This is a genomic window from Aestuariivirga litoralis (genome assembly GCF_003234965.1).
GTDB lineage: Bacteria > Pseudomonadota > Alphaproteobacteria > Rhizobiales > Aestuariivirgaceae > Aestuariivirga > Aestuariivirga litoralis.
Genome location: NZ_QKVK01000005.1, coordinates 284,990 through 302,721 on the forward strand (window position 1 = coordinate 284,990; position 17,732 = coordinate 302,721).

The 17,732-nt window shown below is 66.1% G+C and carries 16 protein-coding genes; 12 read left to right on the plus strand and 4 right to left on the minus strand.

Going from position 1 to position 17,732, the window contains the following annotated elements:
- Positions 1-3: 3 nt before the first annotated feature.
- Positions 4-2,022 (minus strand): CocE/NonD family hydrolase, encoded by a 2,019-nt coding sequence (locus DK847_RS12960; protein ID WP_111198933.1) that lies wholly within the window; start codon positions 2,020-2,022, stop codon positions 4-6.
- Complete coding sequence (locus DK847_RS12965; RefSeq protein WP_245414598.1) at positions 2,023-2,964, minus strand: alpha/beta hydrolase; 942 nt, start codon at positions 2,962-2,964, stop codon at positions 2,023-2,025.
- A 169-nt stretch (positions 2,965-3,133) separates the two neighbouring features.
- On the opposite strand from DK847_RS12965, the gene DK847_RS12970 reads away from it, so the two are divergent.
- Positions 3,134-3,745 (plus strand): L,D-transpeptidase, encoded by a 612-nt coding sequence (locus tag DK847_RS12970; protein WP_111198934.1) that lies wholly within the window; start codon positions 3,134-3,136, stop codon positions 3,743-3,745.
- 211 nt (positions 3,746-3,956) lie between these two features.
- Positions 3,957-4,904 carry an agmatinase gene (gene speB / locus DK847_RS12975; RefSeq protein ID WP_111198935.1) on the plus strand — a complete coding sequence of 316 codons (948 nt, stop codon included), beginning with the start codon at positions 3,957-3,959 and terminating at the stop codon, positions 4,902-4,904.
- On the opposite strand, the gene DK847_RS12980 is transcribed toward speB, so the two are convergent.
- The gene (locus DK847_RS12980; RefSeq protein WP_111198936.1) at positions 4,905-5,861 is read right to left on the minus strand and encodes an alpha/beta hydrolase; all 957 of its coding nucleotides are present in this window, start codon (positions 5,859-5,861) and stop codon (positions 4,905-4,907) included.
- A 92-nt stretch (positions 5,862-5,953) separates the two neighbouring features.
- Between DK847_RS12980 and DK847_RS12985 the strand changes: the two genes are divergently transcribed.
- From DK847_RS12985 to phoB, 7 genes are all read left to right on the plus strand, one after another.
- Positions 5,954-6,970: an ATP-binding protein gene (locus tag DK847_RS12985; RefSeq protein ID WP_161957260.1), complete on the plus strand. Its 1,017-nt coding sequence runs from the start codon at positions 5,954-5,956 to the stop codon at positions 6,968-6,970.
- A gap of 246 nt (positions 6,971-7,216) precedes the next feature.
- Entirely contained in the window at positions 7,217-8,257 is a 1,041-nt protein-coding gene (locus tag DK847_RS12990) for a PstS family phosphate ABC transporter substrate-binding protein (RefSeq protein WP_111198938.1), read from the plus strand.
- A 79-nt stretch (positions 8,258-8,336) separates the two neighbouring features.
- Complete coding sequence (gene pstC, locus DK847_RS12995; protein WP_111198939.1) at positions 8,337-9,515, plus strand: phosphate ABC transporter permease subunit PstC; 1,179 nt, start codon at positions 8,337-8,339, stop codon at positions 9,513-9,515.
- Positions 9,508-11,016, plus strand: a complete 1,509-nt coding sequence (pstA, locus tag DK847_RS13000) for a phosphate ABC transporter permease PstA (protein ID WP_111198940.1) — start codon at positions 9,508-9,510, stop codon at positions 11,014-11,016. Before pstC ends, pstA begins: the two co-directional genes overlap by 8 nt.
- Before the next feature lie 11 nt (positions 11,017-11,027).
- A complete protein-coding gene (gene pstB / locus DK847_RS13005; RefSeq protein WP_111198941.1) occupies positions 11,028-11,849 on the plus strand; it encodes a phosphate ABC transporter ATP-binding protein PstB in 822 nt (273 codons plus the stop codon).
- Between the two features lie 11 nt (positions 11,850-11,860).
- Positions 11,861-12,583 carry a phosphate signaling complex protein PhoU gene (gene phoU / locus DK847_RS13010; protein WP_111198942.1) on the plus strand — a complete coding sequence of 241 codons (723 nt, stop codon included), beginning with the start codon at positions 11,861-11,863 and terminating at the stop codon, positions 12,581-12,583.
- Entirely contained in the window at positions 12,580-13,278 is a 699-nt protein-coding gene (phoB, locus tag DK847_RS13015) for a phosphate regulon transcriptional regulator PhoB (RefSeq protein WP_111198943.1), read from the plus strand. The genes phoU and phoB overlap by 4 nt, the downstream gene beginning before the upstream one ends.
- Before the next feature lie 203 nt (positions 13,279-13,481).
- Here phoB and DK847_RS13020 read toward each other — a convergent pair whose 3' ends face one another.
- The gene (locus DK847_RS13020) at positions 13,482-14,018 is read right to left on the minus strand and encodes a GcrA family cell cycle regulator (protein ID WP_111198944.1); all 537 of its coding nucleotides are present in this window, start codon (positions 14,016-14,018) and stop codon (positions 13,482-13,484) included.
- 429 nt (positions 14,019-14,447) lie between these two features.
- On the opposite strand from DK847_RS13020, the gene DK847_RS13025 reads away from it, so the two are divergent.
- Genes DK847_RS13025 through DK847_RS13035 form a run of 3 tightly spaced genes read left to right on the plus strand, consistent with a single transcriptional unit; the run spans position 14,448 to position 17,530 of the window.
- On the plus strand, positions 14,448-15,626 hold the full coding sequence (locus DK847_RS13025) for an aspartate aminotransferase family protein (RefSeq protein ID WP_111198945.1): 1,179 nt from the start codon (positions 14,448-14,450) through the stop codon (positions 15,624-15,626).
- A 21-nt stretch (positions 15,627-15,647) separates the two neighbouring features.
- Positions 15,648-16,580, plus strand: a complete 933-nt coding sequence (argF, locus tag DK847_RS13030; protein ID WP_245414602.1) for an ornithine carbamoyltransferase — start codon at positions 15,648-15,650, stop codon at positions 16,578-16,580.
- Positions 16,580-17,530, plus strand: coding sequence for an Hsp33 family molecular chaperone (locus tag DK847_RS13035; RefSeq protein WP_111198947.1), 951 nt, complete (start codon positions 16,580-16,582; stop codon positions 17,528-17,530). Before argF ends, DK847_RS13035 begins: the two co-directional genes overlap by 1 nt.
- The last annotated feature ends 202 nt before the right edge of the window (positions 17,531-17,732 follow it).

A 17,732-nucleotide genomic window follows, 5' to 3' on the forward strand; every position in this document is an offset into this window, starting at 1 on the left:
GAATTACTGCAGCAGCCGCGGGATCTCCTCGTTGAACTCCTTCTCGAAGACCAGGGCATCACCCTCGTAGGCCTCGATCCGGCCCCACACGATCCAGTGCCGCGCCGTGGCGGTGAGCCGCCCGAAGGTCTCGGTGCGGATCGACCAGTCGCCGCGCTGCCGGGTCTCGGTCCAGTGGGTTTCCATTTTCGCTGAAAGCGGGTCGTCCGGCATGATCGAGTATTTCTCGCGCCCCGCGCCGCCGATGATCAGGCCATGCGGGTGAAGCTCCTGTTCGCCGAAATCGTCGACGATCTCGATCCTGAGTTCGCCGGTCTCGGGGTCGGTCACCGTCTCGCGCTTGTTCCAGGACGTCCTGATCTCTGTCTGGTCCACCGGCGGTGCCGCCTCGGGCTCGGCCCATGCCACCGCCGACTCGCCCGCCGCGTCCTTGCGCAGCGGCAGGTGCAGCTGCGACTTGCCGGCATAGACGGTGAGCGTCACAGGCTCGGGGGCCGGCCACATCATCGGGAAGTAGGAGGTCGAGATCGCCACCCGCAGCCTGTGGCCCTTCGGCACCCGCCAGGCAATGTCGTCGAGCTTGATCTTCATGCGGTAGTGCTTGCCGGGCTCCAGCGGCATGGGGAATTCGCGGCTGTCCCGCATGCACAGGTTCTGCAGGTGATAGGTGATGCGCGAGACTTCGCCCGAGGGCCACACGTCGTTGAGCCGCACCGCGATGTGCGCCACCGGCTTGTCGACCGAGAACTCGATTTCCACTGCCGGCTGGCCCACGATGTCGATGTCGGTGACCAGCGCCGGCGTGTCGAAGGTGATCGACTGCGCGTCGTCGCGCGCCTGGTCGCCCGGGAATTCGGGGCCGAGCCAGATGATGCAGTATTCCCCGCCATCCGCCCCGGTCGTCTGCCTGGAACAGATGGAGAGCGGTGTCTCCGTTCCCGCCGTGGGCCCGATGCCGCCGGCATTGAGCCACCACTTCTTGGTCTCGATATGCCCGAAGCCCCAGAAGCTGTCGCCGATCCAGCGGCCCTCGATTCTTTCAGGAAAGGTGCCGGGCTTCCACGGCTCCATCACGTAGTAGCGGTAGTCCGGGTCGCGCGAGATCTGCGCGTTGCTGCCCTTCAGCCACTGGTCCCACCAGCGCAGGCACTCCTGCAGGAAGCCGATGCGCGGTTCGGGCACCGCGAAATGCGGGTACTTGTGCGCCCAGGGCCCGATGATTGCCTTCCTCGTGGTGCGCAGGCCCTTCATCAGGCGGGGCACGGCGTTGGAATAGGCGTCGTTCCAGCCGCCCACCACCAGCGTGGGCGCCTCGATCGCCGAATAGTTCTCGCACACCGAGCCGTGTTTCCAGTAGTCGTCGCGGTGCGGGTGCGAGAGCCAAGGGATGACGAGGAAGGGCTCGTTCTCCAGCCGCTCCATCCACATCTCGCGCCAGCGCTCGCCCACGATCAGCGGGTCCGGCGGGCGCGAGGAATAGGCCAGCATGGTGGCGGCCCAGCCCAGCATCTCGTTCAGCACCGTGCCGCCCTTGTAGTGGACGTCGTCCTCGTAGCGGTCGTCCGTCGAGCAGATGGTGACGATGGCCTTCAGCGCATCGGGCTTCAGCGCCGCCACCTGCAGGGCATTGAAGCCGCCCCACGAGATGCCGAACATGCCGACCTTGCCGTTGCACCAGGGCTGGGCGGAGAGCCAGTCGATCACCTCCACCGCGTCAAGCTGCTCCTGCTCGGTATATTCGTCGGCCATCAGGCCGTCGGAATCGCCGTTCCCCCGCATGTCGACGCGGACCGAGACATAACCGTGGCCGGCGAAATAGGGGTGCGTCAGCGCATCGCGCACATGGGTTCCGTCGCGCTTGCGGTAAGGCAGGTACTCGAGCAGCGCGGGCAGGGGCGTGTATTCCGCCGCCTCGGGCATCCACACCCGCGCGGCGAGCTTCGTGCCGTCGGAGAGCGGGATCCAAAGGTTCTCGATTTCCGTCACCTCGTAGGGCAGGTCGGTACGCGTCGTGATCGTCATTCAGGTCATCTCGGGTGGAAGGCGGCCGTGGTGCGCGAGGCTCGCGCAGGCCTGGGTGATGGCCTCGAAACTGGCGCGCGCGGGCAAGCTCATGTTCCGTGCACGGAGGAAGGCGTGGACGAGCAGTGGCTCGTCGCGCACCTGCGCGTGGACGCCCGCCGCGCGCAGGGCCGCGGCATAGGCAAAGCAGTCGTCATGCAGGGGGTCGAGGGCAGCGGCCACCATGAAGGCGGGCGGCAGGCCGCGAAAATCCGTCTCGCGCAGGGGCTCGGCGAATTTCGAGCCGCCGCCCCGGTAGGTGTCGCGGTAATAGCGGACGTCGGCCGTCGAAAGCCCAGGCGCATGGGACTGTGACACGTAGGAGCCGCTGTCCATGTCGCCGCCGAGGCCCGGGTAGATCAGCACCTGGCCCTTGAGCCGCGGGGCCTCCTCGTCCCGCGCCTTCAGGCACAGCGCCGCGGCCAGGTTGCCGCCTGCCGAATCGCCACCGATGATGATCTCGGCATTGGTCGAAGCCACCGCCTTCAGGGCCGCCCAGCCATCCTCGAAGGCGGCGGGGAAGGGGTGCTCGGGTGCCAGGCGATAGTCGACGGCCACCACGTCGATGCGTGCCCCCGCGCAAAGCTCGGCGCAGACGTCGTCGTGGCTGTCGAGGCCGCCCAGCACGAAGCCGCCGCCATGGAGATAGACCAGCACCGGCGCAGTCTCCGTGCCTGCCAGCCGGTAGTGGCGGCAGGGCACCCCGCCATAGCGCAGGTCCTCCGCCGCGACGCCGGCCGGGCGGGGCTTGCGGAAATGCGCGCAGTAGCGGTCATAGAAGGCCCGCTGCTCCGCCATGGTGAAATTCACCGCGTCGGGAGGATAGAAGCGCTCGCCGGCGATCAGGAAATCGCGGATGCCGGGATCTTCCAGCCAGGCATATTTCGTTTCGATCTCGTCCAAGATGTTTCGCTGTGTGATGCGCGGCACAGATGCCGGCCGCCGCGCAGGTTACAAGCTCATCCATCGAAAGCAAGATGAACGCCGGATAAACGCAGCGGCCAGCAGTGGTTCAGGCCCCGAGGTTTAGAAAGGCGGCAAACGGCAACACAGGGATCAAGGGACAACGGCCATGAACAGGATTTTCACCATCATCGCTTCCGCCGCCTTCGGGGCGGGCCTCCTCGCCACCTCGGCCTTCGCCGGCCAGGTCGCACCCAGCCAGCAGGATGGGCCCTTCCAGGGCGTCACCATCGTCCCCGCCTCGGCCAGCCCCACGCAGGATGCGGCCCCCGAGGTGCAGGGCTTCAAGCGCGGCAAGCTCGTCGCCTTCGCGGCCGAGGCCAAACCCGGCGACATCATCATCAACACCCGCGAGAACCGGCTCTACTACGTACTGGGTGACGGCCAGGCGGTGATGTACCGCGTCGCCACCGCCAAGAAGGGCTTCGAGTGGCGCGGCTCGCACCAGGTGTCCTCCAAGGTCAAGTGGCCCGACTGGCGCCCGCCGGCGGAGATGAGGAAGCGCCGCCCGGAACTGCCGGCCTACATGGCGGGCGGCCCCAACAACCCGCTCGGCGCCCGCGCCATCTATCTCGGCTCCTCGATCTACCGCATCCACGGCACCAACGAGCCCTCCTCCATCGGCAAGGCCGCATCCTCCGGCTGCATCCGCATGCTGAACGAGGACGTGAGCGAACTCTACCGCCACGTGAAGCTCGGCGCCCGCGTCACCGTGATGTGAGGCGTCCGACATCCCGGCATTCCTCCCCAACTCATCATCGCCGGGCTCGTCCCGGCGATCTTTTCTGGCTGAAACCGAAAGGATGCCCGGGACAAGCCCGGGCATGATGAGGGTGGGGATTGCGCCACGAAATACAGCCCTGCGCGGCTCGCGTTTCCCTTCTGCGCCCGGCCGCCCTATCATGGCCGCACCAGATTCGACGGGAGCAATCATGACAGAGTTCAACCAGCCGCTCGGCGGCAATGACATGCCGCGCTTTGCCGGGCCCGCCACCATGATGCGCCTGCCCAGCCAGGCGACCGCAAAGGGCCTCGACGTGTGTTTCGTGGGCGTGCCGATCGACATCGGCTCGTCCAACCGCTCCGGCACGCGCCACGGGCCCCGCCAGATCCGGGCCGAGTCCTGCATGATCCGCCCCTACAACATGGCGACCAGGGCCAAGCCCTTCGAGTCCTTCCAGGTAGCCGACATCGGCGACGTGGCGATCAACACCTTCGACCTCAAGAAGACGGTGGGCATCATCGAGAAGGCCTATGACGCGATCCTGGCCGAGAACTGCAAGCCGCTGACGCTCGGCGGCGACCACACGCTGACGCTGCCCATCCTGCGCGCCATGGCCAAGAAACATGGGCCCGTCGCGCTGATCCATGTCGACGCCCATGCCGACATCAATGACGAGATGTTCGGCGAGAAGATCGCCCATGGCACGCCCTTCCGCCGCGCCATCGAGGAGAACCTGCTCGCCTGCGACAAGTCCTTCCAGATCGGGCTGCGCGGCTCGGGCTATTCACCCGATGATTTCGACTGGACCAGGAACCAGGGCTTCACCGTGGTGACGGCGGAGGAGTGCTGGTACAAATCTCTTGCGCCCTTGATGGAGCAGGTGCGCGCGAAGGTCGGCAACCACCCGGTCTACCTCACCTATGACATCGACAGCCTCGACCCCGCCTTCGCGCCCGGCACCGGCACGGTGGAGGTGGGCGGCCTCTCCACCTGGCAGGCGCTCGAGATCATCCGCGGCTGCCGCGGGCTCAATTTGGTGGGCGGCGATCTCGTCGAGGTCTCGCCGCCGCTCGACCCCGTGGGCAACACCGCATTGATCGGCGCGAACTTCCTCTACGAGATGCTCTGCGTTCTGCCCGGCTGCCAGTACGGCTGATCACGACGGCGGAAGCGCGCCCTCATGCGCCAGATGGCGGACGGCATCGGCAATGGCCTTGAAGCCTGCCATCGCCGCCTTGCTGTGGTGGCGCGAACGCCAGTAGGAGTGCGCCAGTGCGGCTTCCTCGCGCAACGCCACCGGCACGCCCGCCGCCTTGAGTTTCCCGGCGAAGATCACGCCGTCATCATGCAGCGGGTCATGCGCCGCCACGGAGATGAAGGTCGGCGGCAGCCCGCCCACGTCCCTGGCGCTGTTGGGAACACCCGTCGGGTCGCTCCAGCTGGCCGAGCCCTTCGGCCCGAGCAGCGCCACGAGGCATTCGATCATCTCGTCACGGCCGAGTGCGGGTGAATTGGCCTGCGCCATGTAGGATCCTGTCTCGGTATCCCCGCCGACTGCCGGATTGATCAGCACCATCCCGCGCAAGGCCCGGCCGCCGTCGCGCCTGATCGCCAGCGCGGTGCCCGCCGCCACCTGGCCGCCGGCACTGTCGCCCGCGGCGATGATGTGGGTGGGATCGATGCCCATGGCGCGGCCGGAACTGCGCATCCAGTCGAGAACCGTGAGAGCGTCCTCGACCTGGGCCGGATGCGGGTGCTCGGGTGCCAGGCGATAATCGAAGCACACGACCACCACGTCCGCCTGGTCGGCCAGTTCGGCGCAGAGGTCGTCATGCGTCTCGCAGCTGCCCATGGTCCAGCCGCCGCCATGGGCATAGAGCACGCCGGGCTTCGGGTCCTCGCCCGGCGGGCGGTAGATGCGGAGATGCAGCCCGTCGACCTCCATATCCTCCACCATCAGCCGCTCCGGCCGCCGCGCGCGGGCCTTGCGGCAGGCCGCCTCCCAGGCTTCGCGCTGGCGGGCGAGCGGCCAGGCCGGGTCCCATTCGCCCGCCTCCGCGGCCTGCGCTGCGAGATGGGCGCGGCATTCGGCGTCGAAGGGCTGGCTGATCATGGCGCTAGGCTCCCGGCAATCGATCTGTCATATGGGGCTGCAATCCTGCACCCATGCAGCTCTTTCGTCCAATCATCCGAGCCATCCGGCCCATGCCGAACAGCGTGCCGCAACCTGCCGACCTCGTCCATGCCATGCCGGACCCCGCGCTGGTGGTGGATGCGCAGGGCGTGGTGCGGCTGGCCAACGAGCAGGCGGTGGATCTGCTCGAGGCCGATCCCACGGGACGGCACCTTTCCGCCACGCTGCGCGCCCCCGATGTGCTGGAGGCCGTCACCGCCGCCACCTCCGGGGCCGGCAGTGCCAGCGTCGATTATGAAATCCGCGTGCCGGTGCCGCGCGCCTTCCGCGCCCACATCTCCTGCCTCGGCCAGGGCAAGGGTGCGCTGATCACGCTCCGCGACCTGACGCGCGAACAGCAGATCGAGCGCATGCGCGCCGACTTCGTGGCCAATGCCAGCCACGAGCTCAGGACACCGCTCACCGCGCTGTCCGGCTTCCTCGAAACCATCCAGGGCCCGGCCAAGTCCGATCCCAAGGCGCAGGAGAAATTCCTGGGGCTGATGAAGAGCCAGGCCGAACGCATGCGCCGCCTGATCGACGATCTGCTCTCGCTGTCGCGCATCGAGATGAACGAGCATGTCAGGCCCTCGGGCGAGGTGGACCTCGCGCAGGTCGCGCACCATGTGCGTGACGTGCTCTCCGGCATGGCGAAGGATTTCGGCTGCGAGATCGCCGTCGAGACCGATGGCTCGGTCACTATCGCCGGGAGCCGCGACGAGCTCGTCCAGGTGCTGCAGAACCTGGCCGAGAACGCACTGAAATACGGCAGCTCCGGCAAGCTGGTCGAGATCATCGTGCGCAAGAACGGCGAATGGGCGGACGTCAGCGTGCGCGACCATGGCCCGGGCATCGCCGAGCAGCACATCCCGCGCCTGACCGAGCGCTTCTACCGCGTCAACGTGCAGGACAGCCGCTCGCGCGGCGGCACCGGGCTGGGGCTCGCCATCGTCAAGCACATCGTCAACCGGCACCGGGGCAAGCTGGTCATCACCTCCGAACTCGGCAAGGGCAGCACCTTCCTGATGCGGCTGCCGGTGAAGGGGTAGGGGGCCGGTCCAGCCTTCCTCCTCTCGGTCCATCACGCTACGTCGGCCCACACCACATCATGCCCGGGCTTGTGCCGGGCATCCCTTGCGGCGGTGGCAAGAGGATCGCCGGGTCAAGCCCGGCGATGATGAGATAATATCATAATATCAAATATTTAAATCGTCACAATAGTGTAATCTTACAGTCACATAAGCGTTTTGTGACATCCCTAGCTTCCGCCTGCCTTCAGACAGGAGAGAGACAACATGAAACGCACCCTTCTCACCGTCAGCCTCGTCGCGCTGACCGCCGTGCCGGCCCTTGCCGCGCGCGACCAGATCCGCATCGTCGGTTCCTCCACCGTTTATCCCTTCACAACGGCGGTGGCCGAGCAGTTCGGCAAGTCCACCGGCATGAAGACCCCGGTCGTCGAGTCGACCGGCACCGGCGGCGGCATGAAGCTGTTCTGCGCCGGTGTGGGCGAGGACACGCCTGACTTCACCAACGCCTCGCGCCCCATCAAGAAGGGCGAGTTCGAGGATTGCCAGAAGAACGGCGTGACGGAGATCGTTCAGCTCGAAGTGGGCTTCGACGGCCTGTCGATCGCCCAGTCGAAGGATGCCACCCCGCTGTCCCTCACCAAGGAGCAGCTGTTCAAGGCGCTGGCCAAGAACATCCCCGATGCCGATGGCAAGCTGATCCCCAACCCCAACAAGACCTGGAAGGACGTCGACGCCTCGCTTCCCGACGTCAAGATCGAAGTGCTGGGCCCGCCGCCCACCTCCGGCACGCGTGACAGCTTCGCCGAGCTGGTGCTCGAGGCGGGCGCCCTCAAGAACCCCGCCCTGGCCGACCTGAAGAAGGCCGATGCCAAGGCCTTCGAAGCGGTGTGGAAGTCGATCCGCGAGGACGGCGCCTATGTCGAGGCCGGCGAGAACGACAACCTGATCGTCCAGAAGCTGACGGCGAACCCGACCGCGCTCGGCATCTTCGGCTTCTCCTTCGTCGAGCAGAACGCCAACGCCATCAAGGACATTCCGATCGAGGGCGTGGAAGCGACCTATGAGACCATCGCCGACGGCACCTACAAGGTTGCCCGTCCGCTCTTCGTCTATGCCAAGAAACAGCATATCGGCACGATCCCCGGCATGGCCGAGTTCATCGCCGAATACGTGTCCGACAAGGCGATCGGCGAGGACGGCTACCTGGCCGACAAGGGCCTCGTGACGCTTCCGGGCGAAGAGGCTGACAAGACCCGTGCAGTTGCCAAGGACCTCACCGTCCTCACGGCGGAAGACGTCAAGTAACTGCACAAGTGAGGGATCAGGGGGACCGCGGATGAACCGGCCCCCTGGTCTTTGTCCTTCCCCTTAGTCGGAGCGACCGATGTTCGTGTGGACCGTGCTGCTGATCGTGCTGATGGCCGCCATCGCCTACTGGGCCGGCCGCACGCGTGCCGCGGGCCTGGTGACCGCCGGTGGCCCGAGGCTCCATTCGCTTCCCTCCTACCACGGCCTCTTCACCGCCGCCGGTGCCATGATCGGCGGCCTCGCGCTGGCAATCGCCGGTGCGCTGGCCTTTGGCGGGCAGTCGGTGGCGACACCCGTCGCGGCGGTCGTTGGCGCCGGCATCGGGGCCGCGCCGCTCTATGCGAAGAGTTCGCTCGACTTCCGTGCCCGCAACAATTTCGAGCGCATCGTGCTGGTGCTGCTCATCTGCTGCTCGGGTGTGGCCATCCTCACCACCATCGGCATCGTCTTCTCGGTGCTGTTCGAGACGCTGGTCTTCTTCCGCTCCGTGTCGCCCATCGAATTCCTCTTCGGCACGCACTGGTCGCCCACCGGCACGCCGCCCTCCTTCGGCCTCATCCCGCTGCTCGCCGGCACGCTGCTGATCACGGTGATCGCCATTCTCGTCGCCGGCCCCCTTGGTCTGCTCTCGGCCATCTACATGGCGGAATATGCCTCGCCGCACCTGCGCAGCGTGCTGAAGCCGATCCTCGAAATCCTGGCCGGCATTCCCACCGTGGTGCTCGGCTTCTTCGCGGCCCTGACCGTGGCCCCCCTCATCCGCGGTTCGGGCGAGGCGATGGGCTTCTCGGTCGCCTCCGAGTCGGCACTGGCCGCCGGCCTCGTCATGGGCATGATGATCGTGCCGCTGATCTCGTCGCTGTCGGATGACATCATCAATGCCGTGCCCCAGTCGCTGCGCGATGGCTCCTATGCCATGGGTGCCACCAAGTCGGAAACCATCAAGAAGGTCGTCCTGCCCGCCGCCTTGCCGGGCATCGTCTCGGCCTTCATGCTGGCGATTTCGCGCGCCGTCGGCGAAACCATGATCGTGGTCATGGCCGCAGGCCTTGCCGCCAACCTCACGGCGAACCCGCTCGCTGCCGTCACCACCATCACGGTGCAGATCGCCACGCTGCTGGTGGGCGACCAGGAATTCGACTCGCCCAAGACGCTTTCGGCCTTCGCGCTTGGCTTCGTGCTCTTCTTCTTCACCCTCGTCCTCAACTACATCGCACTCCGCATCGTGCAGAAATACCGGGAACAGTATGACTGAGGTTCGGAACGAACTCGTCCGCAAGCGCTATGCGGCAGAGCGCCGTTTCCGCTTCTATGGCGCGGCGGCGCTTGGCCTCACTGCGCTGTTCCTCGCCTTCCTGCTCGTCGACATCGTGTCGAAGGGCCTGCCCGCCTTCCGCGAGACCAGCGTGGAGGTGGACGTGACGGTGGATGCCGCGGAGGTCGATCCCGCCAATCTCGCCGGCGGCAATTACGACAAGATGATCAAGGAGGCGTTCCGCGCCGAGTTCCCGGACGTGAAGGGCCGGACCGAAAGGAAGGCGCTCTCGGCCCTTCTCTCGTCCGGTGGCGCCGACACGCTGCGCAGCATGGTGATCGCCGACCCCGCGCTCATCGGCAAGACGGTCACCGTTCCGGTGCTGCTGGGGGATGATGCCGATCTCTTCCTCAAGGGCCTGCTGACCAGGGTGAAGACCACCGCGGGCGCGATGCCGCTGCACATCGCCCAGCTCGATGGCGAAGAAGGCTTCGTGCTGACGGGCGACAAGGCAGGCGAAGAGGCGGAAAGGCAGCTGGGCCTCGCCGCGGGTGACGTCATCCGCTTCAAGGGGGGCGCGCTCCGCGTCACCGGCCCGCAGAACGGCTATCTCAAGGCTGAACCGATCTTCGCGCCCGATCCCGCCATCACCACGCTTGCCGCCGGGCAGTGGGACGTGCTGGCCTTCTCGGTGCCCGAGTCCAACCGCCGCATCAGTGATGCCCAGGTCCTGTGGCTCGACCAGCTGAAGAGCGAGGGCCGCATCGAAACCTCCTTCGCCTGGCGCCTCTTCGAGGCAGGCGACTCGCGCGAGCCGGAGCTGGCCGGCATCCGTGGCGCCCTCATCGGCTCGCTGCTCACCGTGCTGGTGGCGATCTCGCTCGCCCTGCCGCTCGGCATCGCCGCAGCGATCTATCTCGAGGAGTTCGCGCCCAAGAACAGGTGGACGGACCTGATCGAGGTCAACATCAACAACCTCGCCGCCGTGCCCTCCATCATCTTCGGCCTTCTCGGCCTCGCGGTGTTCCTCAACTTCTTCGGCATGCCGCGCTCGGCGCCGCTCGTCGGCGGGCTGGTGCTGGCGCTGCTCGTGCTGCCCACCATCATCATCGCCTCACGTGCCGCCCTGAAGGCGGTGCCACCGTCGATCACCGAGGCGGCGCTTGGCGTCGGCGCGTCGAAGCAGCAGGCGGTGTTCCAGCATGTGCTGCCGCTGGCGCTGCCCGGCATCATGACCGGCACCATCCTGGGGCTCGCGCGCGCCTTCGGCGAGACAGCACCACTCCTCATGATCGGCATGGTGGCCTTCATCGCCGATATCCCCTCGGGCTTCACCAGTGCGGCCACCGTTCTGCCCGTCCAGGTGTTCCTGTGGTCGGACCTGCCGGAAATGGCTTTCCAGTCCCGTACGGCGGCGGCCATCATCGTGCTGCTCGTCGTGCTCTTCGCCCTCAACGCCGTCGCCATCTATCTCCGCAAGCGCTTCGAGCGCCGCTGGTAAGGATCATATCCATGAACGCCCCCGTCCATCACCAGACCCTCGTCACCCCGGAGAAGCCGAAGGCGCTCGCCGCCGGCCAGTTCAAGGTCACGGCGCGCGACGTCGATGTCTTCTATGGCGACAAGCACGCCATCAGGAAGCTGTCGATCGACATTCCCGACCGCGCCGTCTCGGCCTTCATCGGCCCCTCGGGCTGCGGCAAGTCCACCTTCCTGCGCTGCATCAACCGCATGAACGACACGATCCCCACCTGCCGCGTGACGGGTGACATCAAGGTCGACAAGAACGACATCTATGACCCGAAGATCGATGTGGTGCAGCTGCGCGCCAAGGTGGGCATGGTGTTCCAGAAGCCCAATCCCTTCCCCAAGTCGATCTACGAGAACGTCGCCTATGGCCCGCGCATCCACGGCCTGGCCGCGTCAAAGACCGAGCTCGACGAGATCGTCGAGAAGAGCCTGCGCAAGGCCGGCCTGTGGGAAGAGGTGAAGGACCGCCTCCAGCATCCCGGCACCGGTCTCTCCGGCGGCCAGCAGCAGCGCCTCTGCATCGCGCGCGCCATCGCGGTCAACCCCGAGGTGATCCTGATGGACGAGCCGTGCTCGGCCCTCGACCCCATCGCCACCGCGCGGATCGAGGAGCTGATCGACGAACTCCGCCAGAACTACTGCATCGTCATCGTCACCCATTCCATGCAGCAGGCGGCGCGCGTCTCGCAGCTCACCGCCTTCTTCCACCTCGGAACGCTGGTGGAATATGGTGACACCGACGAGATGTTCACCGCGCCGCAGGAAAAGCGCACCCAGGATTACATCACCGGCCGCTTCGGCTGAGGAGACAAGACATGTCGGACCATATCGTGAAGGCCTATGACGAGGACCTCTCGCAGCTCAAGACCATGCTCGCCCAGATGGGCGGCCTCGTCGAACAGCAGCTCGACGACGCCATCGATGCGTTGACCCGCCGTGACACCGCACTCGCCGACCGCGTCATCCAGAACGACGAGCGCGTCGACGTGCTCGAGCACCAGATCGAGGAAAAGGCGATCCTGACGATCGCCAAGCGCCAGCCGGTGGCGCGTGACCTGCGGGAGATCATGGTGGCGATCCGGGTGGCGTCCGACCTCGAGCGCATCGGCGACCTTGCCAAGAACACGGCGAAGCGCACCCATGCCATGTCGGACCAGCTGCCGAGGAAGCTGATGTCAGGCGTCACCCGCATGGGGCGTCTCGCCCAGGTGGAGCTGAAGAACATCCTCGATGCCTATTCCCACTCCGACGCCGAGATGGCGATGGAGGTCTGGCGTTCCGACGAGGAGCTCGATGCGCTCTACAATTCGATCTTCCGCGAACTCCTCACCTACATGATGGAAGACCCGCGCAACATTTCGCTGTGCACCCATCTTCTCTTCGGTGCCAAGAACATGGAGAGGATCGGCGACCATGCCACCAACATCGCCGAGAACATCCACTATCTCGTGCATGGCAAGCCTCTGGGCGAGGGCCGCCCGAAGAAGGACGTGACCGCCGCCATGCGCATCGACCTCGAAGGATCTGACGACAGATGAGCGCATCAATCCTTGTTGTCGAAGACGAGGAGCCGATCCAGATCCTGCTCAGCTACAATCTGGAATCGGAAGGCTACCGCGTGCGCCACACGGCCGAGGGCGAGGAGGTGGCGGGCCTCGTCGCCGACGAGCGCCCCGATCTCATCGTGCTCGACTGGATGCTGCCGGGGATCTCGGGCATCGAAGTCTGCCGCCTGCTGCGTGCCAAGCCCGAGACGCGTGACATTCCCATCATCATGCTGACGGCCCGCAGCGAGGAGGCCGAGCGCGTGCGCGGCCTTGCCACGGGTGCGGACGACTACATGGTGAAGCCCTTCTCGGTGCCGGAGCTTCTGGCCCGCATCCGCACCATCCTGCGCCGGGTGAACCCCGATGCGGTGGCCGACCAGCTGAAGGCCGGCGACCTCTCGCTCGATCGCAAGACCAGGCGCGTCACGCGCGCGACCCGCGACGTGAACCTGTCTCCCACCGAGTTCAAGCTGCTCGAGCACCTGATGAGGAACCCCGGCCGTGTCTATTCCCGCGCGCAATTGCTCGACACGGTGTGGGGCCACGACGTCTATGTCGACGAGCGCACGGTGGACGTCCATGTCGGCCGGCTGCGGAAGTCCTTGAGCCGCGGCCGCGAGGTCGACCCGATCCGCACCGTGCGGGGGATGGGCTATTCCTTCGACGAGAGGTTCGGGCGCCACTAAGCTCCGTCACCCCAGCGAAAGCTGGGGCCCAGCTTTGTGTCAGCCTTTCCGCGTTCCGAACATTCACCTCGCGCCCCCTCTCAGCGCTCTTCGCGCAGCCAAAGCTGGGCCCCAGCTTTCGCTGGGGTGACGGAGCTAGAGGGGTGAGGGAGTGTTGGTGGTGGAAACAAGAAAGGCCCCCGTTTCCGGGGGCCTCTGATATCTCAACCGAAGTTCACCTTGCGGTTCCGCCGGTCCTGCAGCGGCTGGTAGGCGAGCCTGGCGTGGTATTCGCAGTAGGGCGAGCCTTCGCGGGGGCCGTGGCCGCAGAAGCAGAATTCTTCCGAGCCCGGGTCGCCGATCGGCCATTTGCAGGTCTTGTCGGAGAGGTGGAGAATGGTGACGCGTCCGTCCTTGGGCAGGTCGACGAGGCGCAGCGGCTGCGGCTCGGGGATGGCGGCGGGGCGGATATGGGTTTCGGCCCGCATCATCGGCTTCAGCGCCGAGGAGCCTGCCGTGGGCATGCTGGGCATCGAGCCGCCGGCGCGGGGTGCCAGGCTCGGTTCGCGCTGCTTGCGGGGGGCGCGCGGTGCGGCGACGCGCTGCTGCTGCACCCGGCCGGAGAGGTTGAGGCGGTGAACCTTGCCGATCACCGCATTGCGGGTGACGCCATTGCCCAGCCGGCCGGCGATCTGGCTGGCGCTCAGCCCTTCGGTCCAGAGCCTCTTCAAGAGCTCGACGCGCTCATCTGTCCAGGACAATTTCGCCCCTCCAAGATTGACTTCATGCTGTGCAGTCAAACGGAATCCCTCACACCTCGCCGGGCCCAATCCGCTCCGGCGTGCTCATTCACCAAACTGACCGTTAATCGCTACATCTCGTAGCTGATGGTCGCGACCCTACAATACGCGGTGACTCACCCGCAACCTTCGGAGCCAGAATCGGAACCGTTTTCCCCAGTTTCCGTGCCCAGCACCTTGGTTAACCAAACCTTATCAGGGGCAGGAATCGGCTGTCCCTGCGCTGTTTTGACTCAGTGTGGACAACCGTGAATCACGCCTTGGATTCCGTGAATCATCCGGCCGTCCCTGCATCATTGACCCCGCGGCCCCTTGGAATTATAAGGTTTTCGCTCTGAGGCGCCCACCCAAACGGCGGGCGCCTTTTGATTTCAACGACAGGGTTCCGCCATGATCTCGCCCGTTCTGCCCACCTATGCCCGCGCGAAGGTTGCCTTCGACAGGGGCGAGGGCGCGCGCGTTTTCACCGCCGATGGCGAGGCCTATCTGGATTTCGGCGCAGGCGTGGCGGTGACCAGCTGCGGCCATGCCCATCCGCATCTGGTCGCGGCGCTCACCGATCAGGCGAGGAAGATCTGGCACACCTCGAACCTCTATCAGATGCCGGGGCAGGAAAAGCTGGCCCAGCGCCTGATCGAGAACACCTTCGCCGACACCGTGTTCTTCACCAATTCCGGCGCCGAAGCGCTGGAATGCGCGATCAAGATGGCGCGCAAGTACCAGTCCGCCACCGGCCACCCGGAGCGCTACCGCCTCATCACCTTCGAGGGCGCCTTCCATGGCCGCACGCTCGCCACCATCGCGGCCGGCGGCCAGGCGAAATATCTCGAAGGCTTCGGCCCCAAGGTCGAGGGTTTCGACCAGGTGCCCTTCGGCGACCATGAGGCGCTGAAGGCTGCGATCGGGCCCGAGACGGCGGGCATCCTCATCGAGCCCGTGCAGGGCGAGGGCGGCATCCGCCCGGTGCCGCCGCAATGTTTGAAGGGCCTGCGCCAGCTGTGCGACGACCACGGCCTGCTCCTCATCTTCGATGAAGTGCAGACCGGCGTGGGCCGTACCGGCAAGCTCTTCGCCCACGAGTGGTCCGGCGTCACGCCGGACATCATGGCGATTGCCAAGGGCATCGGCGGCGGCTTCCCCATCGGCGCCTGCCTTGCGACCGAGAAGGCCGCCGTGGGCATGACGGCCGGCACCCATGGCTCGACCTTCGGCGGCAACCCGCTCGGCACCGCCGTGGCCAATGCCGTGCTCGACGTGATCCTCGAGAAGGGCTTCCTCGAAGGCGTGCAGCAGCGCGCCCTGACGCTGAAGCAGAAGCTCGCGGCGCTCAAGGACAATCACCCCGCCATCATCGAGGACATCCGCGGCGCAGGGCTCATGATGGGCATCAAGTGCAAGGTGCCCAACACCGCCTTCCAGGCGGCGGCACTCGACCAGCATCTCCTCACCATCGGGGCGGGCGACAATGTGGTGCGCCTGCTGCCGCCGCTCATCGTCACCGATGCCGACATCACCGAGGCCGTGGACAAGCTCGACCGCGCCTGCAAGGCGCTCGAAGCCAAGGCCTGATCCCTTTCATTCAAGACGGTTATCATGAGTCACCCGAAGCACTTTCTCGATATCGCCGATTTCGACGCCAGCACGCTGAACGGCATCATCGCACAAGCCCGCGCCATGAAGGATGCGCGCAAGGGATGCCCCAAGGGCCTGCGCGAGAAGGACGAGCCGCTGAAGGGCCGCATGCTGGCGCTGATCTTCGAGCGCCCGTCGACCAGGACGCGCGTCTCCTTCGAGGTCGGCATGCGCCAGTTGGGCGGCGAAACGCTGGTGCTGTCGTCGAACGACATGCAATTGGGCCGTGGCGAAACCATTGCCGATACGGCGCGCGTGCTGTCGCGCTATGTCGATGCCATCATGATCCGTGCGGCCAGGCATTCCAACCTCACGGACCTCGCCGCATCGGCCACCGTTCCGGTCATCAACGGCCTCACCCCGCTGACGCATCCCTGCCAGGTGATGGCCGACGTGATGACGCTCGAGGAGCATGTGGCGCCGCTGAAGAACCTCACGGTGAGCTGGGTGGGCGATGGCAACAATGTCGCCGCCTCGTGGATCCAGGCCGTGGGCCGCATGGGCGGCAAGCTGAAGATCGGCGCGCCGAAGGAACTCAGCCCCGCCGCGGACGTGATGGCCTGGGCGAAGGCCCAGGGTGCGGATGTCTCCGTCACCACCTCGCCGGAAGAGGCGGTGGAAGGTGCCGACTGCGTGATCACCGATGCCTGGGTGTCGATGCATGACACCGATGGCGAGACCCGCCACAACCTGCTCAAGCCCTATCAGGTCAATGGCGCACTGATGAAGCGGGCGAAACCCGATGCCAAGTTCATGCATTGCCTGCCTGCCCACCGTGGCGAGGAGGTGACGGACGAGGTGATGGACTCGAAGAACTCGCTGATCTTCGACGAGGCCGAGAACCGCCTCCACGTGCAGAAGTCGATCCTGTTGCACTGCCTGGGCGCGTGATGGCGGAGGCGGCTCCCCTTCCGGCGGATGACCTCGTCCTGCCCTTCGAGATCAAGCCGCTCGGCGTGCGCGGCCGCCTGGTGCGGCTCGGGCCCGCGGTCGATGACATCCTGCACCGCCATTCCTACCCCGCACCGGTTTCGGCCCTGCTGGCCGAGGCGGTGGCGCTGGCCGCCATTCTCGGCGCCATGCTTAAGTTCGACGGCAAGTTCATCCTGCAGACCAAGACCGACGGCCCGGTGGACATGATCGTCGCCGATTATGTCGCCCCCGGCAAGGTCAGGGGCTATGCCCGCTTCGACGCGGCCCGCGTGGCCGCGCTGAAGACGCCCAGCCAGGCCAGCCTGCTCGGCACCGGCTACCTCGCCATGACGGTTGACCAGGGGCCGGACATGGAGCGCTACCAGGGCATCGTGCCGCTCGACGGTGCCGACCTGACGGCGGCGGCCCACAGCTATTTCGAGAAGTCCGAGCAGATCCCCACGCGGTTGCGCATGGCGGCGGGCCCGCTCATCCAGCGCGGCAACAAGGGCGAGGCTTGGCGGGCCGGCGCCATCAAGGTGCAGCACCTGCCGCGCGAGGGCGGTTCGAGCCCGCTCCCCAGCCATTCGGGCGATGCGCCGGAGGGTGCTGATGTTGCACCGCAAGAAAACGATGACTGGGTGAAGGCGCGGCTGCTGCTCGACACGGTCGAGGCGCATGAACTGCTCGACCCGCAGCTTTCCGCCGAGCAGCTGCTCTATCGCCTTTACCACGAGGATGGCGTCACGGCTTACCCGGCGACACATCTGGAGCGCTACTGCAGCTGCTCGCAGGACAGCATCACCCGCATGCTGGCGCGCTTCCCCGCGGAGGACCGGGCCGACATGGTGACGGACGGCGAAATCGCGGTCACCTGCGAATTCTGCTCCACCACCTACAAGGTGAAGCCGGGCGACCTCGCGCCCTGATGGGCTCCGCGTGTCGTATTTCGCCCGAAACCTGTCCAAATCGTTAGTAGTATTCACCACTGCCCTGTGCAACTCTGATTGACGGACGGAAGTCCCCGTGACAGGCTCCCGGGGACAGGGCCAAAGGCCCCAAAGATAAAGAAGAACGGACGTGGGAGAGGCGAAGGACATGTGCCGCGAGGAGCACCTGAGGTGCGGCCCC